Genomic DNA, 23,955 nt, shown 5'->3' on the forward strand with positions numbered 1-23,955 from the left:
CGCACCGGAGGTCACCAGTCGAGGTCGGGATCTTCGGTCACCGAGTTCAGCGCGGTCACCGTCGTGTGGCCTTCGCTCAGCAGGCGGGCGTCGCTACCGGGCGACAACTCTCCCTCGACCGTGACGGCGGTCAGGGTGAACGCGCCGTCCTCGCCGTTCTGGATGTGACTGCGCACCGCGCCGAACTCGGCCAGCCCGGTGCGTTTCGGCGGTCCTGCCTCGGCTCGATCGGGCACGTTGAGGTTCAGGACCGTGCCGGCGGGTAGTTCCGTGAGCCGGTCGAACAGGCTCGCGGCGATCGCGACGGCGGTGTCCCAATGGGGTCGCGGGCCGGGATCCAGCCCCACGTCGAGCGACACCGCGAGCGCCCTGGCGCCGTTGATCGAGGCCGTCAGCGCCGCGCCCACCGTGCCCGAGTGCAGGATCGCGCGCCCGACATTCGCCCCGTGGTTCACCCCGGACAGCACGATTTCCGGTACGTCGCCGAACGTTCCCTGCGCGGCCGCCAAGGCGATCAGTCCGGGATGCGCGGCGACGGCGAACGCGGGGACACCGGCCAGTCCGGGCAGCTCCCGCCGTTCGACCGCGACCCGCCCCGCTCCCCCGGCACCGGTCAGGCCCGCGCTGGTTCCGCTCGCCTCCGCCGCGGGCGCGGCGACCACCACGGTCCAGCCGTGCTCCGCGGCACCCTTGGCCAGCGCCGCCAGGCCCGGCGAGTCGATACCGTCGTCGTTGGTGATCAGGGCACGCATCAGGAGGCCTCCCACGGTTTCAGGCGTACGCGTCCGGTGAGTTCCCGTACGGCGCCGTCGCTACCCGAACCGAGACCGTGTCGTGTCACGTTGATCGCGCCGGCCGCGGCTCCGAGCTTCAGCGCGTCTTCCAACGACCGGCCTTGCGCCAGGCCGACCGCGAGCCCCGCGGTCATCGAATCCCCGCCGCCGCGGGTGTCGACCGGTGTCAGATCGGGCGACTCCACCAGGACGAACCGTCCTTCGAGGCAGGCGAGCGTCTCCTCGGCCGCGCGGGACACGACGACCGCGCGGGCACCGCCCGACGCCAGCTCCCGGCAACCCTCCGCGAGATCGGCCAGCGAATCCGACTCGGCGAGGCCGTCCTCGACCATTTCCTCATGGCTGACCTTGATCACCGCCGGATCGCCCGCGAGGGCACTGGCCAGCCGCTCACCGGAGAGGTCCACCACGACCGGTGTGCCGTGCGTGCCCAGATCGCGGGCGAGCCGTTCGTACACCGAATGCGGCACCGGGACGTCGTCCCCGTCCGGCCCGCTGAGTACGGCCACGTCCGCGCGCAAGGCCTGGACCAGGGTCAGCTCGTACAGATCGTCGAGTTCGTGCCGCGTCAGCGCGTCCGCGGGCATCCGCACCATCTCGTCCCGGCGGCCGTCACGCCGGTCGTGCACGTAGGCGCCGTTGCGCGCCGCGACCTCGCGGACCTCCGCGTCGACGCCGATCAGATGCCGCAGCACCCGCCCGGTCTCCCCGCCGAGCGCGCAGCACACCACCGCACGCGCGCCGAGCGCGTCGATCATCCGCGACTGCCACACTCCCTGCCCGCCCGCGTGCACGTGGACGTCGGGCGCCCCGTCCAGTTCTTCCACCGTCACCGTCAGCTGCGGAGACGGCGCGAACACCGCCACTCGACCCTCAGTCATACCGGCCCTTTACCCGTTTTGCCGGATTCCATGCGTGCGACACGGGATCGTGGGTGGCCGCAGTGACAGCAGTGACAGCAGCGAGTGTCTCTTGTGGACAGTCAAGCCCCGTCGGCGTCCAGAACCGTTCGCCCTACCCCTCGATATTCGTGGCCGGGCGGGCGCTAGGCCGATTGTTCGCGGCGATAGTGGCGAGCGGCTTTCGCCCGGTTGCCGCAGGTTTCCATGGAACACCATCGCCTGGTGCCGTTACGCGTCGTGTCGTCGAAGTACAGCGTGCACACCGGGTACGCCGAACACCGCTTGATCCGGTCCGGACGCGCGCGAAGCAGGCTCAAGTAGCCGTACGCCGCGAGCCACGCGGGCCGCCAGGCCGCGTCGTCGACCTCGATCACCTCTTCGGCGCCACCCTCCCGCAGCTCCGGCCGCAACCGCCCGCGGGCCAGCACCTCGTTCAGCGCACGTTCGGCGGAGGGGCCGGGGCTTTCGAGCACCTCGCGCAGGACGGAACGCGTGTGGCGCAACGGTTCTTCCGCCCCCGGCGTATCCGGCAGGCCTCGCTCGGTGAGCCAGGCACCGACTCCCCCGGGCTCGTCGAAGACGTCACGACGCTCACCACGATCGGGCCACGTGGTGTTCAGCAGATCCAGCGCGAGGGGTTCACCGATCAGAGGACGTTGCAGCACGAGCGTCATTCTACCCTCCGTCGACCGCTTGACAGGTTAGGTTGCGTCATGCTTGAGTCTAACCGTTCAAACAACTTTAGACGGTTAGATCAAGGAGTGCCTGTCATGTCCGAAGTCACCCGGTCCCCCGGCGAGGTTTTTCACCGCACCGCGACCATCGACGGCCGGAGCGTCTTCTACCGGGAAGCCGGCGACCCCACGGCGCCGACGGTGGTGCTGCTGCACGGTTTCCCCACGTCGTCGCAGATGTTCCGCACGCTGATCCCCGCGCTGGCCGACCGCTATCACGTCATCGCCCCCGACCACGTCGGCTTCGGCCACTCCGACGCCCCGCCCGTCGACCGGTTCGACTACTCGTTCGAGAACCTGACCGCGATCACCCTCGGCCTTCTCGACGCGCTCGGCCTGGACCGCTTCGCCCTCTACATCCAGGACTACGGCGCGCCGATCGGGCTCCGCATCGCGAGCAGACACCCGGAGCGGGTCACCGCGCTGCTGGTGCAGTCCGGCAACGCCTACGTCGACGGCTTCACGCCGTTCTGGGACGTCCTGTTCGCCCACGCCAAGGACCGCGAAACACACGAGGAAGCCGTGCGCGAACTCCTGGAGCCCGCGGCGACCCGCTGGCAGTACACCCACGGCGTCCCCGCCGACCGGCTGGACCGGCTCTCCCCCGACACCTGGACCCTCGACCAGGCCCTGCTCGACCGTCCCGGGAACAAGGAGGTCCAACTGCAGTTGTTCTGGGACTACCAGTTCAACCTCGACGTCTACCCGGCCGTCCAGGAGTACTTCCGCGAGCACCGGCCGCCGACGCTCATCACGTGGGGCGAGCACGACGAGATCTTCGGCCCCGACGGGGCCCGTGCCTTCCTGCGCGACCTGCCCGACGCCGAACTGCACCTTCTCGACGCCGGGCACTTCGCCCTCGAGACGCACGGCCCGGAGATCGCGGCCCTCATCCGGGACTTCCTCGGACGCGTCCTGCGCTGATCACGGCCGTCGTATCCTCGAGGTGAGGCGGAGGTGCGGAATGACGGACGAGCAACTGCTCATCGAGTTCGCGCTGACCCGCATGGACCATCCCGACCTCGATCTCGAGGAAGTGGCCACACTGACCGTCCGGCGGCTCGGTGAGGACCGGATGCTGGACTTCGCCGGGCTCACCCTGGCGAGCCGGGGCGAACTACGCGGAGCCGTGTTCCCCGCAGCGGTGGAACACGTGCTCCGCGTCGTCCTGACGTTGCGCGGGCCGGACGACTGAGCGCCTTCCGGCCGTCACCGGATCAACGGCTACCTCAGTGTCCGCGGGCGATCCACTCGGCGAGGTGAGGCGCTTCGGTACCGATCGTGGTGGGGTCGCCGTGTCCGGTGTGCACCTTGGTGTCCTCCGGCAGGGCGAAAAGCCGGTCCCTGATCGAGGAAATGATCGTCGGGAAGTCGGAGAACGAGCGTCCCGTCGCGCCGGGCCCGCCCGAGAAGAGCGTGTCCCCGGAGAAGAGGGCCTTGGCCTCGGGGAGATGCAAGCAGACCGATCCCGGCGAGTGGCCCGGCGTGTGGATGACCTCGAGTTCCGTGCCGGCGACGGCGATCCGGTCACCGTCCTCCGTAGCCCGGAAACGGCCGCCGGGGTGGGTCATCTCCCACAGTTCCCGATCCCCCGGATGCAGAACGGCCGGGGCTTGCAGGCGTTCGCTCAGCTGCGGTGCGACGGTGACGTGGTCGTTGTGTCCGTGAGTGCAGACGACGGCGACGACGTTACGGCCGCCCACGGCCTCGACGATGGTCTTCTCGTCGTGTGCGGCGTCCACGATCACCACCTCGTCGTCGTCCCCGACGAGCCAGACGTTGTTGTCGACGTCCCAGCTTCCGCCGTCGAGTTCGAAGACCCCGGCGGTGACGACGCGCTCGATCCGCAGGTTCCCGCTCACAGGATCACCACCGAACGCAGCACTTCACCGGCGTGCATGGCGTGGAAGGCCTTCTCGACACCGTCGAGCGGGATCCGCTCGGTCACGAACCGCTCCAGCGGCAACCGGCCCTGGAGGTACAGGTCGATCAGCATCGGGAAGTCGCGCTCCGGCAGGCAATCGCCGTACCAGGACGATTTCAGCGCGCCACCGCGGGAGAAGAAGTCGATGAGCGGCATCTCCAGGCGCATGTCCGGGGTCGGGACGCCGACCAGGACCACGGTGCCCGCCAGGTCGCGGGCATAGAACGCCGCTTTCCACGTCTCCGGGCGGCCGACCGCGTCGATGACGACGTCGGCGCCGAAACCGCCGGTCAGCTCCTGGATCGCGGCGACCGTGTCGGTGTCGCTGGCGTCGACGGTGTGGGTCGCGCCGAGCTCACGGGCCCACACGAGCTTCCGTTCGTCCCGGTCGACCGCGATGATCGTGCCCGCCCCCGCCAGCCGGGCCCCGGCGATGGCGGCGTCGCCGACTCCCCCGCAACCGATGACCGCGACCGAGTCCCCGCGGCCGACGGCGCCGGTGTTGACCGCCGCGCCGAGCCCGGCCATCACGCCGCAGCCGAGCAGGCCCGCGACGGCCGGGTCCGCGGCGGGATCGACCTTGGTGCACTGTCCGGCGTGGACGAGCGTCTTGTCCGCGAACGCGCCGATACCCAGGGCCGGGGTCAGCTCGGCGCCGTCGGTCAGCGTCATCTTCTGTGTCGCGTTGAAGGTGTCGAAGCAGTACTGCGGGCGTCCGCGTTTGCAGGCCCGGCACTGTCCGCACACCGCACGCCAGTTGAGGACGACGAAGTCCCCCGGCCGCACGGAATCCACGCCCTCCCCGACGCTTTCCACGGTGCCCGCGGCCTCGTGACCGAGCAGGAACGGGAACTCGTCGTTGATGCCGCCGTCGCGGTAGGTCAGATCCGTGTGGCAGACCCCGCAGGCCGCGATCGACACGACGACCTCACCGGGGCCGGGGTCCGGGATCACGATGTCCGTCAGCTCCACCGGAGCGTTCCGGGACCGGGCGATCACCCCGCGCACCTGCTGTGGCATTCCCTGTTTCCTCCACCGTTCGGCGACATAGGCATGCGCATGAGCGCATGCTTCACCTGAGGCTAGGCCGGAAAAGCTCGACGGCGACCTGGCCATCGGGCCAGTGGATCCTCTCCTTTCGACCAGGCAAGCAGGCGGTTAGGCTCACCCGATGCCCGACACCGCCGACCTGACCGCGCTGCGCGACGTCATCGAGGGCCCGCTGCGCGAAATCGCCGACCGTTTCTCGCGTTTCCTCGCCGACGGCTGGCCACACCAGGCCCTGGTCATCTTCACCCGGGAGTGCACCGGGCGGCCGCGGAAGGTCACCGGTGCCCGGGAAATCGCCGACAAGGTCACCATCGCAGAACTCGAAGCGCTCAAAGCGAGCGTGCCGCCCGGACGGCAGCTGACCACGACGGCCACCCTCGGCGGCATCACCCGGACGGTCTGGGCGGTCCAGGATCCGATCGGCACCCTGCTCGTCCTCGTCCCCCGGTCGAGCCGGACCCGCTTCCCGCATCCCGCTCCCCTGGCCGAGGTCTTCGGCATCGTCGCGACCTCGATCCGCCAGCAGGTGACCCAGGCCAGCCCCGACTACTTGGCCGAATCCCGCGCGGCCTCCAGCGAACGCGCCAGGACGATCGCCGAAATGGCCGCGGCACACGAGACCGCGCTCGTCACGATCCTCACCACCTTGCGGTCGGCCCGGCTGGAGGACCACCGCGCCCGGCTCGCCGCGACCGACTCCGCCTCGGCCGCGCTGGTCGCGCTCCGATCCGCCCGGGAAACCGATCTCGCGCACTCCGAAGAGCCCGCGCATGCCGCGTTCGGCAGGCTACGGCGGGAAATCCGGCAGATGCTGCGCCACCACGACGCGGAGCTGGAGTTCACGGCCCCGGCGAAGAACGGGCGGCCGGTACCGGGCGAAATCGCCCACGCCGCCAGGGCGATGACGTGCGCGGCGGTCCTGGCCTTCACCGGCCAGCCGGATCTGACCCGCCTCCGAATCGCCTGGTCGAGTGACAGCACCGCGCTGCATCTCGATATCCGGGACCAGGAATCCGGGAACCTCGACGTGCACGGCCTGCGAGCGCAGCTCGACGGACGCGCGAAAACGCTGGGCGCCACCGTCGAGATCGACGCCGTCGCCGGCTGGGGCAGCCGCGTCACCGTCGACCTCCCGTTCGAGCCTGCCGTGGGCCGCGTCGACGAGACACAGCTGGCGGACCTCAACCCCCGCGAACTCGAAGTGCTGAGGCTGGTGGCGCAGGGACAACGCAACAAGTCCATCGCCACCGCGCTCGGCATCACCGAAAGCACGGTCAAGTTCCACGTCGCGGGCCTTTTGAAGAAGCTGAACGTCACTTCGCGCGGTGAAGCCGCGGCCTTGGCCCTGAGCGCTGGAGTCTCCGGAACTCAGCCTGCCTTGCCGTGAAACGACAATCACGATCCGGCCTCGGCCGGTAACAGAAGATCAGGTTCACGGGACATACCGGCGTCGACCGTCACAACGCTGGAGGGGTCCGTGATCATCCGTCGTACCGTAGCCACCGTCTCCGTCGCGCTTGCCGCGCTCTCGCTTGCCGCATGCGGGAGTAGCTCCCCGTCGGCGATCGGATCCGCCGCGGTCACCGCTCCGAGGACCGCCGAAGACGTCACGAAGACACTCGGCGAGAAGATCGCGACAACGAAACTGGTCAAGGTGTACACCGCCGAGGACGATCCGAACCACCTCCTCGGCCGCCCGAACGGCTACACGTCGAAGACAGCGTTCGGCGATTCCCGGGTCAAGCCTGCCGACGTCGAATATCTCGGCGCGGACGCGGTGGAACGTGGCGGTTCGGTAGAGGTTTTCCCGGACGAGGCCGGCGCGAAGGCGCGGATGGACTTCATCCAGTCGGTGGCCAAGAATCTGCCCGCGGTCGGCGAATACGACTATCTGAAAGGCCCTGTCCTGGTGCGGGTGTCACGATTCCTGACACCGGACCAGGCGAAGGAGTACGAGGCCGCGCTGAACGGCTGACGGAGTCGAGCATCTTCCGGTTCACACCGCGGCCTGATCGAACGCCCCTCGAAGCCACTGATCGACCTGTCGTTGACCGCGCAGCCGGACGACGACGAGTCCGGGATAACGGTTCTCATCGATCACCTTGCGGACCCGCGCGCGCATCATCGGGTGGTAGCGCCACGCGAGCTTGACGATGTGCTCCGGGTCGGTGAAGAACGTGCGCAGCGGGCCCTCGACGTTTCCCCCGGCGATCTTCGACCCCCGCCCGACACGACGTCGAAGCGTGCGCATGACGACGCGAGTCATGTGCAAGGCACGCGGATGATCGAGCCACACCAACACGTCGAGCCGCGCCGTCAGCCGCTCCCGGACCTGTTCGCCTTGCCACTCGATCGCCCAGACTTCCCCGTCGAGGAACTGCAAAACGTCGTCCTGCCACGTCTCCCGGACCGTCCATCCAGGACCGAGGTAGAAGGACTCGAACTCGACATAGGGCACGCCCAGGCGCTCGCACAGTGTTCGCGCGAGGGTGGATTTGCCCGCTCCCGCGGGACCTGCCACCGCAACCCGTCGGACCGGCCGCTGAGGAAGAGGATCGGTCGGCCCGAGAACATGCATACGGCGATCATAGATCGACTGTCCGGCCACCGACCGGGGCCAGGACATAGGGTCGGCTCATGGCGCGCCTGATCCACCTCAACGGTCTGTCACGCACGGGGAAGTCGACCCTCGCCCGCCGCTACGCCGACGAGCACCCGGGAACGCTCGCCCTCGATCTGGATGTGCTCACGGGGTTGATCGGCGGCTGGAAGGAGAACTTCTTCGAGGCCTTGGAGATCGCCCGCGGCCACGGACGGGACATGGCCGCGCGGCATCTTCGCGACGGGCATGACGTGATCCTCCCGCAACTCGTGACCGTTCACGACCGCGATCCGGACCCGGCCTTCGAAGCGGTGGCCATCGCGACTGGAGCCACTTACGTCGAGGTCATCCTCCTCGTCGACGACCACGAGCATCTGCAGCGCCTGCACGGAAAGCGTCCGGCCAACGCCGTCGAGGCACGACTCCAGACGATGCTGAAAGATCCCGATTCCGACTTGGTCGACAGGATCCGCGGCCACCTCGCCGAGTACCTGGCCGGACGTCCGCACGCGATCCGGCTCGATACGACCGGAATCGGGGTGGACGAGTCGTACACGCGCTTTTTGAACGCGGTCGACGTGACGCAGCAACGAAAGTAGACCGGCGGACGGTTTCGAGTCAGCTCCTCAGTTTCGTCACGGTCCACAATGCGGTTCCCGCACGGCAGACCCGCAGTCCGACGACCTCGGCCTGGCCGCCACCGTTGTGCAGGCAGAGACCGGTCGACACGTTGGTGAAGTACTTGTTCGTCGTGGACGAGGTTCCGGCGGCGAGACACAGCCCGGTCGCCTTGTTCTTGAACTTCCCGGGAGCGTAGTTGTTCCACTTCTGATTGTTGTTCCGGTCTTGGCAAGCGTGCGTGTAGACACTGCCCGCGGAATTGGAGTCCAAGCAGCGCTGAACCCCTGCCGCAAATCTGATCCAGAACAGCGATTCGGCCTGTGTCGACGCGGTGGCCGCCCCAGGTACCGCGGTGAACATCAATGCCGCACACGCGGCAACCGCCCCGATTCCGGTCACAGTTCTCGCGAATTCAACATGCCTGATGTTCCGAAATCCTCGGCCCCCGAACTGAATTCGACGTTAGCGCCTACGCGCCCGATTCTGCAAATCGGTCACCGAAAGCACTCCAACGGAGGTATGCCCGATCACGCAACACGACGATTCGTCCACCTTCGGCCGAAAGTGTGAACCGCACCGCCAGGCGGGAGTTGGGTGTTACATTGCCCATGGGGAGTGTCACTCGGGGCGGGGAGGACGTGCTGTGGGGTTCGAGGTCGATGTCGCGGACATCAGCAACGCGGCCGGCAAGCTCGCCGCCGGGAAGCCGCCGACGCTCACTCCCGGCGGCTCGCCGAACGTCGGCGCCACACATCGGGCCGCGGGGTTCGCGGGAGACTACGACGTCTGGCTGCTGACCCGACAGGAGGATTTGGTGGCCTCGCAGCAGCAGGTCACCAGCCTGGTCGAAGCCATCCAGGCCGCCGCGAAGAGTTACGACGGCACAGACTCCGCCGCGCGCGACATCTTCCTGAAGGCACTGGACAAAGGCCTCGAAGGGATCGACCGGTGAGCTCGGTCTTCGACAAGATCCGACAGCTCCACGACCAGGTCGCGAAGGGCAGCACGACGGAGCTGGACGACCGGGCGCGTGCGTGCCGGGCCACCAAGGAAGCCGTGCTGGACGCCAAATCGCTGGTCGAGGCGGTCCGCGTTCAGCTCGCCGAAGGCTGGCAAGGCGGAGCCGGCGAGTCGGCGCTCGCCTCGCTGGCGGACTTCAAGAAGAACCGCGACGACCAGGCCCACGATCTCGAAGAGTCCGCGAAGTCGTTCGAGGTGGTCCGCGACGCGCTGGCCAAGGCACAAGGCGACGCACGCAGTCACCTCGCGGACGCCGAATCCCTGCGGCAGAAGCTGGACAGCGTCTGGAACGACCTTTCGCACGGCAAGGGCAACATCGTTTTCGCCTGGGCACAGGACAAGGCGATCAAGGCGCAGGCCCTCGTCGTGCTCGCCGATCTGGAGCGGATCATCCTCGGCTACGACGCGGTCCTGCTCGCCGAAGGGCTGAAACTGCGGAACAGGACGGGCCAGGTATGGGAACTCGCGGGTTCGGGAAAGCGGAATCTCGCCGAGATCGCCGCGATCATGCTGCGCGAGATCCCTGGCTTCGCCGAGCTGGTCAAGAACGACCCGAGACTCAAGGCCGCCCTGCTGACCGGTGACTGGGAATTGCTCCTGCAGAACCGCGAGATCGCGCAGAAGATCTACGACTACCTCGGTTTCAAATACGTCGCGGACGGCGACTACTACACCACCGGCGAACACTCGGTGCAGAGTTTCCTCGGCTGGCACGACTTGTACGACAAGCTCGAAAAACTCATCGGCGCGGACCTCGACGCGACCGGCGACGACGGCGACAACATGGAGTTCACCGACCCGAAGACCGGCAGGCAATACCGGCTGGAATTGTGGAAGGGCGGCTACGGGTTCGGCGGCGCGTTCGGCGGCGAAGTCGGGTTCTACACCCGCGAACCGGGTTCCTCGGACCCGTCCGGTTACTTCAACGCCGCCCAGGGCGACGACCAGATCAAGGTGACCCAGACGATCTACAACAAGGAGACCGACGAGGTCTACTTCACCAACGACGGCCAAGGCGCCGACGGCACCGACAAGAAACACTTCTGGAATCTGGCGATCCGCACCGACCCGGACGTCGACCCGAGCAAGCTGGCCCAGCGCGCCACGATCGAGGTGCGGGACGCCGGCCTGCGCGACCAGCTCTACAACGAGATGACCCGGTGGGCGGCCGCGCACCCCGACCAGCGCCTCACCGTCACCAAGACGACCGACGACCCACCGGCCCTGAGCTACACCTGGGAGAAGTGAGCCACGGTCAGGTCAAGGACTCCCGCTTGAACTCCCACGGCTCGTCGTCACCGTCCCGCCGCGGACTCTCGGTTTCCCGCAACCCGGCGAACACCCCGTCGACGTCGATCAGGCCGGCGACCTCGTCGGCGACGCGCCGGCCGTGGCGCTCTTCGATTTCTTCCAGCCCCTCGCGCAGGGCGGTGGTCGCGGCGTTCCTGGCCGTGGTTCGCAACGCACGGGCCAGCTGCTCCGGGTCACTCATGAAACCCACTCTAGGCGTCGACCGGGCCCCGGCGTTCGAGGAAGACGGTGTCCAGCCACGCGCCGTCGCGCCGGGCGATGCGTTCGCGGATGCCGACGGTGCGGTAGCCGGCACTCTGATGCAGGGCGATGGACGCGCGATTGTCGGTGAAGATCGACGTCTGCAGTGTCCAGAGCCCGGCCGCGTCGGCTTCCGTGACTTGCTTGTGCATCAAGGCCTTACCCACACCACGGCCGCGGTGGCTTTCCGCGGTGTAGACGGAAGTCTCGGCGACCCCCCGGTAGCACTCGCGCTCCGAAACCGGGACGGCGGCCGTCCAGCCGACGACCTCGCCGCCGATCTCGGCGACCCACCGGTGCCCGGGCAGCCATTTCGCGTCGAGGGTTTCCCGGCTGGGGACCTCGGTTTCGAACGTGGCGATCCCGGTGGCGATTCCTTCACCGTAGATCCGGCGGACCGAGTCCCAGTCGTCGTCGCGCAGCGCACGGACGATGACGTCTTCCGGCAGGTTTTCCGGGCAGCACGAACGCGGCGCGAGCAGGCCCATCACGGCGTCGGCGGCATGCGGTAGCCCACTGCAGCAGGCCTGGTTGATCGTCACGACCGTGGCTGTGCCCTCTTTGCGCAGGTGCAGAAAGCCGACCTCGGCCAGCTTTCGCACGTGATGGGAACACGTCGACTGGCTGGTTCCGAGGATCTCCGTGAGCGCGCCGACGGTCAGGCCACGGGGCGACGTCGCGACCGCGTGCAGAAGTTTGACGCGCATGGGCTCGGCCAGACAGGCGAACCAACCGGCGTACGTCGCGGCTTCACGCTCGGGCAGGAGAACGGGCACAACCGTGGTCATACCGCACAGTATCGACCAGAATCGATGGTTGCGTCAATCGATCCCGGTCGATACAGTCCGCTTCAATCGAGCTGGATCGATGAAAGGTGCGCGGGGATGAGCGAATTGCCTGTCGTGGTGATCGGAGCGGGCCCGGTGGGACTGGCGGCGGCCGCCGAATTGGCCGAGCGCGGTGTCGAGCCGCTGGTGCTGGAACGCGGGGCCGGAGCGGGCGCGGGGGTGGCCGAGTGGAATCACGTGCGGTTGTTCTCGGCGTGGTCCGAGCTCGTCGCTCCGGCGGCCGGCCGGTTGCTGGAGGACACCGGCTGGACGCGACCCGATGGCGACACATATCCGACTGGTTCGGACTGGGCCGAGCGGTATCTGCGACCGCTGGCCACGGCGCTCGCCGGTCGAGTGCGCTTCGACGCAGAGGTGGTCGGTGTCGCGCGGCGGGGCCGGGATCTCGTCGTGGACAGCGGCCGTGACGAGGAGCCGTTCACCGTGCACGTCCGAGCTTCGGACGGCTCGGAAGAGCGGATCTCGGCACGGGCCGTCATCGACGCGTCGGGAACCTGGTCGACGCCGAATCCTCTTGGCGGGGAAGGACTTCCGGCCATCGGCGAAAGAGCCGCGGCGGATCGGATCGTCTACCGGGTGCCGGATCTGGGCGACCCGGCGGTGCGGTCCCGGTACTCGGGCGAACACGTGGTGGTCGCCGGGAGCGGGCACTCGGCACTGACCGCGCTGGTCGCCTTGTCCGGTCTCGCGAAGGACGCGCCGGATACGCGGATCAGCTGGGTGCTGCGCCGCGGTTCGGTCGGCAACGCCTTCGGCGGCGGCGACGCCGATCAGCTCCCGGCGCGGGGCGCGCTCGGCCTGCGGGCGCGGGCGGCGGTGAAGGCCGGGCTGATCACCGTCGTGACCGGGTTCCGCACCGAGGCGGTCGAACGCGACGACGCCGGGAGGCTCACCCTGACCTCCTCTGCCGGGCAACGGATCGAGCAGGTCGGCGAGGTCGTGACGCTGTCCGGATTCCGGCCCGACCTGACCTGGTTGTCGGAACTCAGGCTGGAGCTGCACCCGGCACTGCGGGCGCCGGTCGCGCTCGCGCCGCTGATCGATCCGAACGTGCATTCCTGTGGAACCGTCTACCCGCACGGCGCGAAGGAACTCTCCCACCCGGAGAAGAACTTCTACCTGGCCGGGATGAAGAGCTACGGCAGGGCACCGACGTTCCTCGCCATGACCGGCTACGAGCAGGTCCGCAGCATCGCCGCGGAACTCGCCGGCGACCACGAAGCGGCCGCGCGGGTCGAACTGCACATGGCGGAGACCGGCGTGTGCGGTGGCGCCGGACTGTTCGACGAGCTGGCGACGGTCACTCCGCCGGGGCTTTCGCGGTCCAGCGTTGCCGCAGCCGGAGACTCACGTACACCAGGGCCACCAGCACCGGCACCTCGATGAGCGGCCCGACGACCCCGGCGAGCGCCTGCCCCGATGTCACCCCGAAAACGCCGATGGCGACGGCGATCGCGAGTTCGAAGTTGTTGCCCGCGGCGGTGAACGCCAGCGTCGTGGTGCGCTCGTAGGACAGCCCGGACGCCTTGCCGAGCAGGTAGCCGCCGATCCACATGATCGCGAAGTAGGCCAGCAGCGGCAAGGCGATCCGGGCGACGTCAAGCGGCCGGGAGGTGATGGTGTCCCCCTGCAGGGCGAACAGGATCACGATGGTGAACAGCAGGCCGTACAACGCGACCGGGCCGACCTTCGGCAGGAACGTGCCTTCGTACCAGTCACGTCCCTTCCTTCGCTCCCCCACTCGGCGGGACAGATAGCCCGCGGCGAGCGGGACGCCGAGGAAGATGACGACGCTGAGCGCGATCTCCCACGGCGAGAAGTCGATGCTCGAGGTGTCGAGACCGAGCCAGCCGGGCAGCAGATCGAGGTAGAACCAGCCGAGCACCCCGAACATGACCACCTGGAAGACCGAGTTCACCGCGACGAGCACCGCCGCGGCCTCGCGATCGCCGCAGGCGAGGTCGTTCCAGATGATCACCATCGCGATGCACCGGGCGAGACCGACGATGATCAGGCCGGTCCGGTACTCGGGCAGGTCCGGCAGCATCAGCCAGGCGAGCGCGAACATCAGCGCCGGACCGAGAATCCAGTTCAGCACCAAGGAAAGCACCATCGTGCGCCGGTCCTTGGTCACCGCGCCGAGCCGGTCGTAGCGGACCTTCGCCAGCACCGGGTACATCATCAGCAGCAGGCCGAGCGCGATCGGGAGCGAAACCTGCCCGATCTTCACCGCGTCCAGCACCCTCTGCAGGCCTGGGACGATACTGCCCCACAAGAGCCCGATCACCATCGCGGCGACGATCCAAGCGGGCAGATAACGGTCCAAAAAGGACAGTTTGCGCAGGACGTCGGGCTCGTCGGCGACACGTGTCACGCTGGGGCCTCCTGGCTCCGGGAAGTCGTTCACGCGTCGAGGATTTCGGCGACCAGGCCACGCACACGGCGGTCGATCTCGTCACGGATCGGGCGGACGGCGGCCAAGCCCTGCCCGGCCGGGTCTTCCAGAGGCCAGTCCAGGTACCGCTTGCCGGGGAACACCGGGCAGGTATCCCCGCAGCCCATGGTGATCACCACGTCGGAAACCGCCACGTCCTCGGTGGACAGCTTGCTCGGCACCTCGGCGGTGATGTCCAAGCCCCACTCCGCGAGCGCCGCGGCCGCGGCCGGGTTCACCATCTCGGCGGGCTCCGAACCGGCGGACCGGACGGCGACCCGGCCGAGCGAATAGTGCCGCAGCAACGCGGCGGCCATCTGCGAGCGACCGGCGTTGTGCACGCAGACGAACAACACCTCGGGCGTGCGGGGCATCGGCGGAGTCCTCTCGGCGCTCGACTGGATCGAAGTCTACGGATCCAGATTGAAGGGCTTGCATCGATGTTTGTCAATCCACCGGGTACGCTCGCCGTCGAAGGTCACTCGGACCGAGGAGGGCACGTGGCGACGGAGAACGGGCGCGGGCGGAAGCCGGTGCCCATCACCCTGCTGATGGCCGAGCCCGCGGCGGTCATCTCCCAGGACGGTGCCGAGCAGGCGGCGAAGTTGTTCAAGGCCCTCTCGGACCCGGTCCGGATCCGGCTGCTGTCGCTGGTCCGGTATTCACCCGGCGGCGAGGCCTGTTTCTGCGATCTCGCCGAAGAGTTCGACATGCCGCAGCCGTCGCTGAGTCATCATCTCCGCGTCCTGGTCGCGGCGGGCATCCTCGATCGGGAGCGTCGTGGCACCTGGAGCTGGTACAGCGTCCTTCCCGAGTCGCTTCGCTCCCTGGAGACGCTTCTGCGCCCCGGTGGCCCGCTGGCCGATCGGACCGCGCCGCTCCGGTGAACCCGAGGCGCTTCGCGCGTTCAGTGGCTGCCGGCGAGTTCGCCGGAGAGCTTCCCGTGCATACGCGCGCTGTGCTTGTTCAGCCCGATGATCTCGACGGTCTTGCCGCGCGAGGCGTACTTGGTGGTGATCGCGTCTAGGGCCGCGACGGTCGAGGCGTCCCAGATGTGGGCGCCGGTGAGATCGATGACGACCTTCTCCGGGTCGTTCGCGTAGTCGAACTGGTCGACAAGATCGTTGCTGGAGGCGAAGAACAGCTCCCCGGTGACGGCGTAGACGACCTGGGTGCCGTCCGGGTCCACCACGGCGGTGACCTCGACCAGCCGCGCGACCCGGCGGGCGAAGATCACCATCGCGGTGATCGAACCGACGACCACGCCGATGGCCAGGTTGTCGGTGGCCACCACCACGCCCACGGTGACGACCATGACGACGACCTCCCCCACCGGCATCCGCTTGAGCGTGGCGGGAGCGACGCTGTGCCAGTCGAAGGTGCCGAACGCGACCAGCACCATCACCGCCACCAGCGCGGCCATCGGGATCTGCGACACCAGCGGGCCGAAGACGATGCACAGCACCATCAGGAAGGCGCCGGCCAGGAACGTCGAAAGCCGGGTCCGGGCGCCGGCGGTCTTGACGTTGATCATGGTCTGGCCGATCATCGCGCATCCGCCCATGCCTCCGAAGAAGCCCGTGACGATGTTAGCGACGCCCTGGCCGATCGCCTCGCGCGTCTTGTTGGAGCGCGTGTCGGTGATGTCGTCGACCAGTTTCGCGGTCATCAGCGACTCCATGAGCCCGACCAGCGCGAACGCGAGCGCGTACGGCGCCAGCAGGGCGAGGGTGCCGAAGGTGAACGGCACGCTCGGGAGGCCGGGCACCGGCAGCGACGACGGCAGAGCGCCCTTGTCCCCCACGGTCGGGACCGCGATCCCGGCGGCGATCGTGAGGACGGTCAAGGCCACAATGGACACCAGCGGCGCGGGGATCGCCTTGGTCAGCTTCGGGAACAGCACCATGAGCACGAGCCCGCCCGCGAACAGCGGGTAGACCGGCCATGGAACGTCGATCAGCTCCGGGACCTGCGCCAGGAAGATCAGGATCGCCAGCGCGTTGACGAACCCGACCATGACACTGCGCGGCACGAACCGCATCAGCTTGGCGACACCGAGGGAGCCGAGCACGATCTGGAACAGGCCACCCAGGATCACCGTGGCGATCAGGTGGTCCAGCCCGTGCTCACGGACCAGCGGCGCGACCACGAGCGCGATCGCTCGGTCGCCGCGGAGATCATCGCCGACCGGCCGCCCACGATCGAGATCACCACGGCCATGGTGAAGGAGGCGAACAGCCCGACGCTCGGGTCGACCCCGGCGATGATGGAGAAGGAGATCGCCTCCGGGATCAGCGCGAGCGCGACCACCAGACCGGCGAGGATCTCGGTGCGGGCGACCTTGGGCGACAACCACGAAGGACGTGTGCGCAGGCGCGTGGACACCTGGGACCCCGGACTCGGCACAGACGGACGACCTGACTTTCTCGGGCGCCACGGACGGCGCGGAACTCCCACGCTAGAGGAGAGCACCGGTCCACGCGGACCCCGTCGTCGCAATGAGGCCGGGATCACCACGACAGTCCATGTCGTGTCGCCGGTCTGGACGGGCTGGCGGTTCACACCTCGTCTTTCAGCCATTGGTCCGCTTTTCGCCAGATGGCTCGCGCATCGAGATCGGCGGTGCGCCAGGTGGTGGCGCGGGTGGTGCCGAGATCGCGGTACTTCCGCATGATCGCCACGTGGGCGGGCAAGCCGACGAAATCACGCAAGCCGTCATGGTCGCGCCACACCGAGACCGATCCGAGCCGCCGGCGCAGCGGTTCCGCCCACAGCCATTGGCCGACCGCGCCGGGCAACCGGGGCCACTCACGGCTGAGCACGTAACCCGCCCTGTAGGCGCCCGGCGTGCTCCGGAAGTCGTCGAGTGTCAACGCGGTGACGCTGACCAGCACTTCTCCGGAGAAGTCCACGGCATGGCCGGGCATCCACCTACCTCTGATCATGCTCGCTCCTCAGTTCGCGGCGGCCCGAGATGGCTGCACACTGCTTATGATACGCACATGCTTATTACTTGGGTGTCGTACCTTCGCGCTAGCGTCCGTTCATGACTCCGGCCGAGGCCCGCGAAGCCCTTCTGTTCCACTCGTGCACACACCCGGATGTGGACGATCCGCGTTGGCGGACGGGTTTCATCGGGTCGCTGCGGCCCTTCTCCGGCTTGCGCGAGGAGAACTACCACGAAGTGATGGCGGCCCTCCGGGCTCTTGCCGAGCCACTACAGGCCGACTTTGTTCCCCGTGAGGTGGTTTCCGCCTTGGTCGGGATATGTCATTTCGCCCGGGCTTGGGGTGTCGCGCCCGACGGCATGCTCGGCCAGAACGGTTTGATCAGCGCCGAGGACGCGGCCCTTCTCGAGGAATGGATCTGGACTATTTCCTATGCCCTGGCCATGATCCTGGATGGCGCCGTGGCAGAGGCCTTCGACGAGTACGACCGTCGCCGGACGTGAGCGGCGAACAGCGGGTCCAGGACAAGGCACGGCGAAGGTGGGCGCCGTGCGGATCACCGCCTCGCTCAAGCGCTGTCGAGCGCTCCGGCACTGACCTCGCCGGGCGAACTACTATGGCGGACCACCGGGCCACGCGAGGAGGCAGTGATGCGCAACGAAGCCATGGGGCGGTTGGACGTCCTCGTCGGTTCGTGGCGGACGACGCTGAGCGACGCGTGGTTCCTGGAACCGCCCGATCAGGAGGTGCCGGGTTCGGCGACGATCGAATGGCTCGGTGACGCGTTCCTGGTCCTTCGCTGGACGATGGGCGGTGAGGACGGGCAAGCCGCGAGCGAGATGGTCCTGGTTCTCGGCCGCAGCGACACCCGCGACGCGTATACGGCGCTGTACCACGACGAACGAGGTGTGTGCCGGGTCTTCGCCATGGATTTCGACGGCACCGACTGGGTTCTGAGCCGGGAAGACCCCGACATGTTCCAGCGCTTCGTCGCCGAGGTCGAGCCGGATCGGATCACGGGCCGCTGGGAGGCGTCCGAAGATCAGGGAGCCACCTGGCGCAAGGATTACGACCTCGTTTTCGAGAGGTAGCCGTCAGGTCTTGCGGACGGCGCCGGTGAAACCCGCGATGAACAGGGTGGCCGACGCCCACGCCGCCAGTTGCAGGGCCCAGCCCGCGACGGTGAGGGTCTGCCCCGCGGCGGTACCGGTGGGAGCGCACAGCTCCCGCGCTCCTGTCTTGACCAGTGGAAGCCCGAGATCCAGGCCCACCCCGATCCGTTCCACCACACCGCACGGCGTCGCCGGTGCGCTCGCGCGGGCGGTGTGCGCCAGACCGCCCTGCCCGCCGAGGACGAGGGCCAACACGACCGAGCCGGCGAGGACGGCGAGCAACAGCAGCGAAGCCCGCCAGGGTTGATAGCCGAAACCGAGGGCCAGCCCGGTGAACCGGGCCCACATCCGGTCGTGCCATCGAAGCCCGCCGCGGCGGATCTGATCACGCCGTTGCGCCATCAGGATGTCCCGCGCCTGGCTGTCGTGTCCCGCCGCGCGGTGGACGGCGGCCAACTGCTGGTAGGGCTGGGCCGCGTAACCGGGCGTCCGGGTACGCAACAGCTCCAGCCACCGGGACAAGCCGATCTGCTCCGGAAGGTCTCCGTAGGTCAGCTCGTCGATGTCGATCAGCGCCCCCGAAGCCTGATCCGACCGCGTCACCTCGCTGGTGTCCAACCACAGCGAGCCTTCGATCGACGCCCCGTGCAACCGGAGAACGGCGGGTGCGGTGCCGGTGGCTCGGAACCCGGCGCGAAGGAACAGCGCTCGGTCGACCCGCAGACCGTTGGCGTACAGCGCAGGCCCCGCCGGGTTCTCCAGCTGCGCGCCGTCGCAATCGAGCAAGCCGACGTGGGCGTCGACCAGTTGCACCGCGCCGGTGGCCTGGAATCCGGCACGAAGGAACACGCCGTGCTCGACGCGCAGCCGGTCCCCCAGCAGGGCGGGCCCGGCCGTGTTCTCCAGCCGCGCCCCGTCACACTCGAACAGCCCGAGCTGGGCCCCGCGTAACCGGACCGCACCGGCCGGGGTGCGGGCGTGCGCGACCACACCCTTCATCGTCATCGCCGAAGTGGTGAACCTTTCGGCGTCCACCGGCGGGTCCTGTGCGGAATGCCCGAAACGGGAACGGTCCAGCACCAGGCCCGGCAGGCGGCCGTCGCGCAGGTCCAGGCCGTCGGGTAGGAAGCAGTCGACCAGCTCGACCCGCCTCTCACCGGCGATGTTCGCCAGGTCGAGGCGGCCGGTGATCCTCGCCCCGCGCAGCCGCAGCCCGTGCGGGTCCACTTCGACGTCCCGGCGGCCGCGGACCAGGTCACGGATCAGCGCCGCCGAGACGGTGCGGCCGCTTCCCCACGACGGCATCTCCGCCGGATCGACCTTTCCGCCATCGGTCAGGTCGAGCACCTCGCCGTCGCGGACCGCGTCGAGCAGGCGCTGCTCCATCCCCTCGTCTGACACGCGATCATGCTGGCCTGCCCACGACGCGACGGCAAGCGCGGAAACTCGAGTGCGGGTAGCCCGGTCCGCCACTACGGTCCTGGCCATGCCCGAGGATGCGTTCGTACCAGCCGGTTTCCTCCCGCCGACCGCACTCGTCACCGACGAGTTCCGCCTCGAACCCCTGGGACCGGAACACAATCAGGCCGACCACGCCGCCTGGATGTCGAGCATCGAGCACATTCGCTCCACTCCCGGCTATCCCGACGGCGACTGGCCGCCGCGCGACGGCATGACACTCGAGGAGAACCTCGCCGATCTGCGCCGCCACGCCGAAGATTTCGCGCGGTGCACCGGTTTCACGTTCACCGTCCTCAGCCCGGCCGACGATGTCATCGGTTGCGTCTACCTGTATCCCACGGCCTCCGCCGAATGGGACGTCACGGTGCAGTCCTGGGTGCGGGCCGACAGAGCGGAACTCGATGGTGTGCTCGCCGACGCCGTCGCACGCTGGCTGGTTTCGGACTGGCCGTGGGAACGGGTGGATCGCTGCGGTCGTTGAGGTGCGCGCTCGGAGCATCGCGCTGACCGGTGACGGCAGTACATGAAGGCCCCCTTCCTTGCGTCTAGCGCAAGGAAGGGGGCCTTCATGTACTCGGGGAAGGTGTGAAGGTCGAGTTTTCTCGGCTGAGCCGAGGGAAGGGGGCCTTCACGCGCCGCCGCTGTGATTACTGGTGCCGGTGGTGTTGCCGAGGCTGCGGATGCCAATCGCGTAATCCGTGAAGGCCTCCTTCCCTATCTTCAGGGTAGGCAAGGAGGCCTTCACGGGCCTGATCGTCGAGTGCCGGACGCGAAAACGCAGGTGAGTGGCCGCCCCAGCGACAGGTGCCCCCTCCAGCACCAACCCGCCCACACGCCCGCCGAACATCCCGGTCCCCCGCCCCAGCAACACCGGAGCGACATGAACGTGGACCTCGTCGAGCAGACCCGCGACCAGCAGTTGCCCAGCGATGTCCGCGCCCATCACCAGGACGTCCTTGTCCCCCGCAGCGTCTTTGGCCCGCCGGACCGCGGCCTCCAGTCCGTCGAAGTAGAACATCCCGCCGTTGTCGCCGCGGAAGTCTTCCTCTGTCCGATGAGTGACCACGAAACTCGGCACGCCGGGCCACGGCGTACCGCCCCACGGCCGCAGGCCGAGGTCGAAGGTGCGCCGCCCGATGACCGTGGCCCCGACCATCGCGTTCACCTCTTCGACGGCACGGGCATCGGCCCCCTCCCCGGCCATCCACTCGTGCAGCCGTTCGCCGCCGTCCCCCATCGGCTCCTCGGCCCGCACGTTCGGCCCGGCGGTGAAACCGTCCAGCGACATCGACACATCCAGCACCACCTTGGTCATCGCAAGGCCTCCTTCGTCTCCGTGGCGCCGCTGTCCGGGCGCTTTCACGGAAGAGTCGGAGCCGGTCCGGTCTCCTCGACATCGACGATTGCGCGATCCGGCCGACGCGGTCTATGTTCCTACGTGTCCGAATAGCGTCCCGAACTGTCCGATTATCGGACGTCGGGAATCGGCCGGAGACGAGGAGCGAAAGTGACGAACGTGCCCGCCTCGCGCGAAACGGCCGATTCGAGGTCCACCGGTGTCAGCCGGTCGGCGTTCCGGCGGGTCCTGGCGGGCAGTACCGCGGGCGCCGTGCTGGAGTGGTACGACTTCGCGCTCTACGGAATCCTCGCGGCCACCGTGCTCGGACCGTTGTTCTTCCCCGGCGGCAACGGGTTCGCCCAGTTGCTGCTCGCGCTGGCGACGCAGGGGCTCGGCTTCGTCGCCCGCCCGATCGGCGGCATCGTCTTCGGGCATCTCGGCGATCGCCTCGGGCGCAAACCCATGCTGGTGACCACTTTCCTGCTCCTCGGATTGTCGACCTCCGCGATCGGACTGCTCCCCACCTATTCGCAGGTCGGTATCGGGGCGACGATCTCGCTCGTGGTGCTGAGGCTGATCCAGGGATTCGCCCTCGGCGGCGAGTTCGGCGCGGCGGTGCTGATGGTCAGCGAATACGGAAGCCCGAAACGGCGCGGTTTCTGGTCGGCGTGGCCGCAGGCGGGAGCGCCTCTGGGCACTGTGCTGGCCACGGCCGTGGTCGGCGGCGTCGCCTTGGTGCTCCCCGACAATGCCTTCGACCAGTGGGGCTGGCGCGTCGGGTTCCTGTTCGCGATCCCGCTGCTGGTCATCGGCTTCTGGATCCGGCGGCGCATCGACGAGTCGCCGGTGTTCCAGGAAGCACAGGCACGGGCAGCCACGAAAACCGTCCGCGAACGGTCGAGCATCCTCGAAACGCTCGCCCACCCCGGCCCCGTCCTGCGCGGTCTCGGCGTGCGGCTGGGCGAAAACGTGGCCTTCTACGTCTACACCGTCTTCGTGGTCGCTTACGCCACAAAGACTTTCGGCTACGACAAGTCCGACGTGCTCCTCGCCGTCGCCATCGGGTCACTGCTGCAATTCGCGGGGATGCTGGCCGGCGGTTACTGGTCCGACCGCGTCGGGCGGCGCGTGGCGATGCTGGTCCCCGCGCTCGGCCTCGCGGTCTGGGCGCCGGTCTTCTTCGCGATCGTCCAGGCCGACGCGCTGCCTCTGCTCTATCTCGGTGTCGGCGTCGGGGCGGCGCTGCACGGCCTCCTCGCCGGGCCGGAAGCGGCCTGGATCGCCGAACTCTTCCCGACGCGCCGCCGTTTCGCCGGGGCTTCCCTGGTCTTCCAAGGATCTTCGATCATCGCCGGCGCGCCGGCGCCCCTCATCGCGGTGTGGCTGGCCGAAAAACAGGGCCCCACGGCGGTCGTGCTGTACCTCGTGGGCACGATCGCCGTCACCGTCGTCGCCCTGCTCCTCAGCGCCGAAACCCGCGGAACCGACCTGAACTAGACGTCGAGGGGCACGAGCAGCCCGAACACCCGCGTCGCGACCCGCCCCTCGGCGACCAGCGCCGGGTGATCCGCCACCACCGCCTCGCCGCCGGACCACGGGCGGCTGTCCAAGAGGACTTCGTTGTTCAGCAACGCGCCGTCGTTGTGCGCGACGAACAACCGGAGCCCGTGTACCTTCCGGCTGAGCTTTTCCGCGCGCAACGCTTCCAGCAACCGGTCGAGCAGCGGTTCGGCGGAAGGCACGTTTTCGGCGAACAGGGTGATCTGCGCGCCCAGCACCAATTCGAACGCGCCGTCCGGATGGTCGTACCGCTCGCGGTCGACCTGATCGGCCGCGGCGCCGGGCGACAGCAACCCGTCGACGATCGGATGCAACGCCCCGTGGCGGAAACCGTCCACCGCACGGCCGATCGCCTCACGCCAAGTGGTGCCATGCCCGGCGAAGCTCTCGACGAGCCACGGCTCGGCCAGCGCGGGATGCGACACGGCGAAGTCGACCTGAGCCATCACCATGCCTTCCGGGGCGGGATGCACGATGAGTTTCGTATCGACACGAGTGTCATCGCCCAGCACGACACCGTGCTCGCGAAGGAACGCCTCGAACACCGCTTGCGGTGAAGGCACACCGCCGTCGCCTTCGACGACCGGTTCCAGATCCTTGAACAACACGGGTTCGCCGAGTTCCAGGTCCGCGAGCTGCGATCCGGCGTTCAGCGCCTCGTTGATCACGGCGAACGTGCTGCTGCGGAACGCGATCCGCTCGAATTCCGCCCGGTCCGCGTACTGGGCACGATCGAACGCCGCCACGAAGACCGGCTCCTGCGCGAGGAAGACCTGCCCGCGGGAGTCGCGTACGGCGTCCGGATACGTGACGTCCGGCAGCAACCGCCGGACGTAGGCCATCGGCAGGAAGACCAGCAGCCGCTCGGCCAGCCACGGCTCCACTCCCGCGCCGGTCAGCTGTTCCCAGAACAAGTCGTCGCTCGGCGGTTCTTCGCCCGCGCAGAACGCGGCGATCCCGATTTCGAGCGCGGCATCGAGCCCCCATGATGCGATCACCGCCGAAGTCTAGGGAATGGGCCGAAGGGGCCCTTCACCGCGTCGGATGCGGTGAAG

28 protein-coding genes and 1 pseudogene are annotated in these 23,955 nt (G+C 68.3%); 13 read left to right on the forward strand and 16 right to left on the reverse strand.

Going from position 1 to position 23,955, the window contains the following annotated elements:
- Positions 1 to 11: 11 nt before the first annotated feature.
- The 3 genes from surE to DMC61_RS27800 form a co-directional block, all read right to left on the reverse strand.
- The gene (gene surE / locus DMC61_RS27790; RefSeq protein WP_125692550.1) at positions 12 to 752 is read right to left on the reverse strand and encodes a 5'/3'-nucleotidase SurE; all 741 of its coding nucleotides are present in this window, start codon (positions 750 to 752) and stop codon (positions 12 to 14) included.
- Positions 752 to 1,675, reverse strand: coding sequence for a PfkB family carbohydrate kinase (locus DMC61_RS27795; protein ID WP_233594974.1), 924 nt, complete (start codon positions 1,673 to 1,675; stop codon positions 752 to 754). Before DMC61_RS27795 ends, surE begins: the two co-directional genes overlap by 1 nt.
- Before the next feature lie 164 nt (positions 1,676 to 1,839).
- On the reverse strand, positions 1,840 to 2,370 hold the full coding sequence (locus DMC61_RS27800; protein ID WP_125692552.1) for a CGNR zinc finger domain-containing protein: 531 nt from the start codon (positions 2,368 to 2,370) through the stop codon (positions 1,840 to 1,842).
- Positions 2,371 to 2,466: 96 nt separating this feature from the next.
- Between DMC61_RS27800 and DMC61_RS27805 the strand changes: the two genes are divergently transcribed.
- Both DMC61_RS27805 and DMC61_RS27810 read left to right on the forward strand, forming a co-directional pair.
- Complete coding sequence (locus DMC61_RS27805; protein ID WP_125692554.1) at positions 2,467 to 3,354, forward strand: alpha/beta fold hydrolase; 888 nt, start codon at positions 2,467 to 2,469, stop codon at positions 3,352 to 3,354.
- A 40-nt stretch (positions 3,355 to 3,394) separates the two neighbouring features.
- Positions 3,395 to 3,625: a hypothetical protein gene (locus DMC61_RS27810; protein ID WP_016335039.1), complete on the forward strand. Its 231-nt coding sequence runs from the start codon at positions 3,395 to 3,397 to the stop codon at positions 3,623 to 3,625.
- 34 nt (positions 3,626 to 3,659) lie between these two features.
- On the opposite strand, the gene DMC61_RS27815 is transcribed toward DMC61_RS27810, so the two are convergent.
- Both DMC61_RS27815 and DMC61_RS27820 read right to left on the reverse strand, forming a co-directional pair.
- Positions 3,660 to 4,292: an MBL fold metallo-hydrolase gene (locus tag DMC61_RS27815; protein WP_125692556.1), complete on the reverse strand. Its 633-nt coding sequence runs from the start codon at positions 4,290 to 4,292 to the stop codon at positions 3,660 to 3,662.
- Complete coding sequence (locus tag DMC61_RS27820) at positions 4,289 to 5,374, reverse strand: S-(hydroxymethyl)mycothiol dehydrogenase (protein WP_125692558.1); 1,086 nt, start codon at positions 5,372 to 5,374, stop codon at positions 4,289 to 4,291. Before DMC61_RS27820 ends, DMC61_RS27815 begins: the two co-directional genes overlap by 4 nt.
- Before the next feature lie 151 nt (positions 5,375 to 5,525).
- Between DMC61_RS27820 and DMC61_RS27825 the strand changes: the two genes are divergently transcribed.
- Both DMC61_RS27825 and DMC61_RS27830 read left to right on the forward strand, forming a co-directional pair.
- Positions 5,526 to 6,791 carry a helix-turn-helix transcriptional regulator gene (locus tag DMC61_RS27825; RefSeq protein WP_125692560.1) on the forward strand — a complete coding sequence of 422 codons (1,266 nt, stop codon included), beginning with the start codon at positions 5,526 to 5,528 and terminating at the stop codon, positions 6,789 to 6,791.
- A 90-nt stretch (positions 6,792 to 6,881) separates the two neighbouring features.
- Positions 6,882 to 7,379, forward strand: coding sequence for a hypothetical protein (locus DMC61_RS27830; protein WP_199750122.1), 498 nt, complete (start codon positions 6,882 to 6,884; stop codon positions 7,377 to 7,379).
- Between the two features lie 21 nt (positions 7,380 to 7,400).
- On the opposite strand, the gene DMC61_RS27835 is transcribed toward DMC61_RS27830, so the two are convergent.
- Entirely contained in the window at positions 7,401 to 7,982 is a 582-nt protein-coding gene (locus DMC61_RS27835; protein ID WP_125693103.1) for a (d)CMP kinase, read from the reverse strand.
- A 59-nt stretch (positions 7,983 to 8,041) separates the two neighbouring features.
- Here DMC61_RS27835 and DMC61_RS27840 point away from each other — a divergent pair, with 59 nt between their 5' ends.
- Positions 8,042 to 8,605, forward strand: coding sequence for an AAA family ATPase (locus DMC61_RS27840; protein WP_125692562.1), 564 nt, complete (start codon positions 8,042 to 8,044; stop codon positions 8,603 to 8,605).
- Between the two features lie 19 nt (positions 8,606 to 8,624).
- On the opposite strand, the gene DMC61_RS27845 is transcribed toward DMC61_RS27840, so the two are convergent.
- Positions 8,625 to 8,897: a hypothetical protein gene (locus DMC61_RS27845; protein ID WP_125692564.1), complete on the reverse strand. Its 273-nt coding sequence runs from the start codon at positions 8,895 to 8,897 to the stop codon at positions 8,625 to 8,627.
- 373 nt (positions 8,898 to 9,270) lie between these two features.
- On the opposite strand from DMC61_RS27845, the gene DMC61_RS27850 reads away from it, so the two are divergent.
- Positions 9,271 to 9,579: a hypothetical protein gene (locus DMC61_RS27850; RefSeq protein WP_125692566.1), complete on the forward strand. Its 309-nt coding sequence runs from the start codon at positions 9,271 to 9,273 to the stop codon at positions 9,577 to 9,579.
- Entirely contained in the window at positions 9,576 to 10,895 is a 1,320-nt protein-coding gene (locus tag DMC61_RS27855; protein WP_125692572.1) for a DUF4474 domain-containing protein, read from the forward strand. The genes DMC61_RS27850 and DMC61_RS27855 overlap by 4 nt, the downstream gene beginning before the upstream one ends.
- A gap of 7 nt (positions 10,896 to 10,902) precedes the next feature.
- On the opposite strand, the gene DMC61_RS27860 is transcribed toward DMC61_RS27855, so the two are convergent.
- Together DMC61_RS27860 and DMC61_RS27865 are read right to left on the reverse strand one after the other, a co-directional pair.
- Positions 10,903 to 11,139: a hypothetical protein gene (locus tag DMC61_RS27860; RefSeq protein ID WP_125692574.1), complete on the reverse strand. Its 237-nt coding sequence runs from the start codon at positions 11,137 to 11,139 to the stop codon at positions 10,903 to 10,905.
- A gap of 10 nt (positions 11,140 to 11,149) precedes the next feature.
- Positions 11,150 to 11,986 (reverse strand): GNAT family N-acetyltransferase, encoded by an 837-nt coding sequence (locus DMC61_RS27865; RefSeq protein WP_125692577.1) that lies wholly within the window; start codon positions 11,984 to 11,986, stop codon positions 11,150 to 11,152.
- A 96-nt stretch (positions 11,987 to 12,082) separates the two neighbouring features.
- On the opposite strand from DMC61_RS27865, the gene DMC61_RS27870 reads away from it, so the two are divergent.
- Entirely contained in the window at positions 12,083 to 13,432 is a 1,350-nt protein-coding gene (locus DMC61_RS27870) for an NAD(P)-binding domain-containing protein (protein ID WP_125692579.1), read from the forward strand.
- On the opposite strand, the gene arsB is transcribed toward DMC61_RS27870, so the two are convergent.
- Both arsB and DMC61_RS27880 read right to left on the reverse strand, forming a co-directional pair.
- Positions 13,347 to 14,420 carry an ACR3 family arsenite efflux transporter gene (arsB, locus tag DMC61_RS27875; protein WP_125692581.1) on the reverse strand — a complete coding sequence of 358 codons (1,074 nt, stop codon included), beginning with the start codon at positions 14,418 to 14,420 and terminating at the stop codon, positions 13,347 to 13,349. The genes DMC61_RS27870 and arsB overlap by 86 nt on opposite strands.
- Positions 14,421 to 14,449: 29 nt before the next feature.
- Complete coding sequence (locus DMC61_RS27880; RefSeq protein WP_125692583.1) at positions 14,450 to 14,854, reverse strand: arsenate reductase ArsC; 405 nt, start codon at positions 14,852 to 14,854, stop codon at positions 14,450 to 14,452.
- Between the two features lie 126 nt (positions 14,855 to 14,980).
- Here DMC61_RS27880 and DMC61_RS27885 point away from each other — a divergent pair, with 126 nt between their 5' ends.
- The gene (locus DMC61_RS27885) at positions 14,981 to 15,367 is read left to right on the forward strand and encodes a helix-turn-helix transcriptional regulator (protein WP_125692585.1); all 387 of its coding nucleotides are present in this window, start codon (positions 14,981 to 14,983) and stop codon (positions 15,365 to 15,367) included.
- A 20-nt stretch (positions 15,368 to 15,387) separates the two neighbouring features.
- On the opposite strand, the pseudogene DMC61_RS27890 reads toward DMC61_RS27885, so the two are convergent.
- Together DMC61_RS27890 and DMC61_RS27895 are read right to left on the reverse strand one after the other, a co-directional pair.
- Positions 15,388 to 16,865, reverse strand: a pseudogene (locus DMC61_RS27890) (SulP family inorganic anion transporter).
- A gap of 173 nt (positions 16,866 to 17,038) precedes the next feature.
- Positions 17,039 to 17,425: a hypothetical protein gene (locus DMC61_RS27895; protein ID WP_199750123.1), complete on the reverse strand. Its 387-nt coding sequence runs from the start codon at positions 17,423 to 17,425 to the stop codon at positions 17,039 to 17,041.
- 101 nt (positions 17,426 to 17,526) lie between these two features.
- Here DMC61_RS27895 and DMC61_RS27900 point away from each other — a divergent pair, with 101 nt between their 5' ends.
- Positions 17,527 to 17,931 carry a hypothetical protein gene (locus DMC61_RS27900; RefSeq protein WP_125692587.1) on the forward strand — a complete coding sequence of 135 codons (405 nt, stop codon included), beginning with the start codon at positions 17,527 to 17,529 and terminating at the stop codon, positions 17,929 to 17,931.
- Positions 17,932 to 18,078: 147 nt separating this feature from the next.
- Positions 18,079 to 18,519, forward strand: a complete 441-nt coding sequence (locus DMC61_RS27905) for a hypothetical protein (RefSeq protein ID WP_125692589.1) — start codon at positions 18,079 to 18,081, stop codon at positions 18,517 to 18,519.
- 3 nt (positions 18,520 to 18,522) lie between these two features.
- On the opposite strand, the gene DMC61_RS27910 is transcribed toward DMC61_RS27905, so the two are convergent.
- The gene (locus tag DMC61_RS27910) at positions 18,523 to 19,941 is read right to left on the reverse strand and encodes a hypothetical protein (protein ID WP_125692591.1); all 1,419 of its coding nucleotides are present in this window, start codon (positions 19,939 to 19,941) and stop codon (positions 18,523 to 18,525) included.
- Between the two features lie 85 nt (positions 19,942 to 20,026).
- Here DMC61_RS27910 and DMC61_RS27915 point away from each other — a divergent pair, with 85 nt between their 5' ends.
- Positions 20,027 to 20,482 carry an N-acetyltransferase gene (locus DMC61_RS27915; protein ID WP_125692593.1) on the forward strand — a complete coding sequence of 152 codons (456 nt, stop codon included), beginning with the start codon at positions 20,027 to 20,029 and terminating at the stop codon, positions 20,480 to 20,482.
- A gap of 147 nt (positions 20,483 to 20,629) precedes the next feature.
- Here the strand turns inward: DMC61_RS27915 and DMC61_RS27920 are convergent, their stop codons facing one another.
- On the reverse strand, positions 20,630 to 21,316 hold the full coding sequence (locus tag DMC61_RS27920; RefSeq protein WP_125692595.1) for a dihydrofolate reductase family protein: 687 nt from the start codon (positions 21,314 to 21,316) through the stop codon (positions 20,630 to 20,632).
- A 192-nt stretch (positions 21,317 to 21,508) separates the two neighbouring features.
- Between DMC61_RS27920 and DMC61_RS27925 the strand changes: the two genes are divergently transcribed.
- Positions 21,509 to 22,837, forward strand: a complete 1,329-nt coding sequence (locus tag DMC61_RS27925; protein ID WP_125692597.1) for an MFS transporter — start codon at positions 21,509 to 21,511, stop codon at positions 22,835 to 22,837.
- Here the strand turns inward: DMC61_RS27925 and DMC61_RS27930 are convergent.
- The gene (locus DMC61_RS27930; protein ID WP_125692599.1) at positions 22,834 to 23,898 is read right to left on the reverse strand and encodes a DUF6348 family protein; all 1,065 of its coding nucleotides are present in this window, start codon (positions 23,896 to 23,898) and stop codon (positions 22,834 to 22,836) included. The two genes, DMC61_RS27925 and DMC61_RS27930, sit on opposite strands and share 4 nt — an antisense overlap.
- Between the last annotated feature and the right edge of the window lie 57 nt (positions 23,899 to 23,955).

Source organism: Amycolatopsis sp. WAC 04169 (assembly GCF_003947535.1).
GTDB classification, from domain to species: Bacteria; Actinomycetota; Actinomycetes; order Mycobacteriales; family Pseudonocardiaceae; genus Amycolatopsis; species Amycolatopsis keratiniphila.

Bases quoted from the DNA above. Each gene is read 5' to 3' on its own strand.
- surE (WP_125692550.1), bottom strand. From the start codon at position 752: ATGCGTGCCCTGATCACCAACGACGACGGTATCGACTCGCCGGGCCTG.
- DMC61_RS27795 (WP_233594974.1), bottom strand. From the start codon at position 1,675: ATGACTGAGGGTCGAGTGGCGGTGTTCGCGCCGTCTCCGCAGCTGACG.
- DMC61_RS27800 (WP_125692552.1), bottom strand. From the start codon at position 2,370: ATGACGCTCGTGCTGCAACGTCCTCTGATCGGTGAACCCCTCGCGCTG.
- DMC61_RS27805 (WP_125692554.1), top strand. From the start codon at position 2,467: ATGTCCGAAGTCACCCGGTCCCCCGGCGAGGTTTTTCACCGCACCGCG.
- DMC61_RS27810 (WP_016335039.1), top strand. From the start codon at position 3,395: ATGACGGACGAGCAACTGCTCATCGAGTTCGCGCTGACCCGCATGGAC.
- DMC61_RS27820 (WP_125692558.1), bottom strand. From the start codon at position 5,374: ATGCCACAGCAGGTGCGCGGGGTGATCGCCCGGTCCCGGAACGCTCCG.
- DMC61_RS27825 (WP_125692560.1), top strand. From the start codon at position 5,526: ATGCCCGACACCGCCGACCTGACCGCGCTGCGCGACGTCATCGAGGGC.
- DMC61_RS27835 (WP_125693103.1), bottom strand. From the start codon at position 7,982: ATGCATGTTCTCGGGCCGACCGATCCTCTTCCTCAGCGGCCGGTCCGA.
- DMC61_RS27840 (WP_125692562.1), top strand. From the start codon at position 8,042: ATGGCGCGCCTGATCCACCTCAACGGTCTGTCACGCACGGGGAAGTCG.
- DMC61_RS27860 (WP_125692574.1), bottom strand. From the start codon at position 11,139: ATGAGTGACCCGGAGCAGCTGGCCCGTGCGTTGCGAACCACGGCCAGG.
- DMC61_RS27865 (WP_125692577.1), bottom strand. From the start codon at position 11,986: ATGACCACGGTTGTGCCCGTTCTCCTGCCCGAGCGTGAAGCCGCGACG.
- DMC61_RS27870 (WP_125692579.1), top strand. From the start codon at position 12,083: ATGAGCGAATTGCCTGTCGTGGTGATCGGAGCGGGCCCGGTGGGACTG.
- DMC61_RS27880 (WP_125692583.1), bottom strand. From the start codon at position 14,854: ATGCCCCGCACGCCCGAGGTGTTGTTCGTCTGCGTGCACAACGCCGGT.
- DMC61_RS27895 (WP_199750123.1), bottom strand. From the start codon at position 17,425: ATGATCAGAGGTAGGTGGATGCCCGGCCATGCCGTGGACTTCTCCGGA.
- DMC61_RS27900 (WP_125692587.1), top strand. From the start codon at position 17,527: ATGACTCCGGCCGAGGCCCGCGAAGCCCTTCTGTTCCACTCGTGCACA.
- DMC61_RS27905 (WP_125692589.1), top strand. From the start codon at position 18,079: ATGCGCAACGAAGCCATGGGGCGGTTGGACGTCCTCGTCGGTTCGTGG.
- DMC61_RS27915 (WP_125692593.1), top strand. From the start codon at position 20,027: ATGCCCGAGGATGCGTTCGTACCAGCCGGTTTCCTCCCGCCGACCGCA.
- DMC61_RS27920 (WP_125692595.1), bottom strand. From the start codon at position 21,316: ATGACCAAGGTGGTGCTGGATGTGTCGATGTCGCTGGACGGTTTCACC.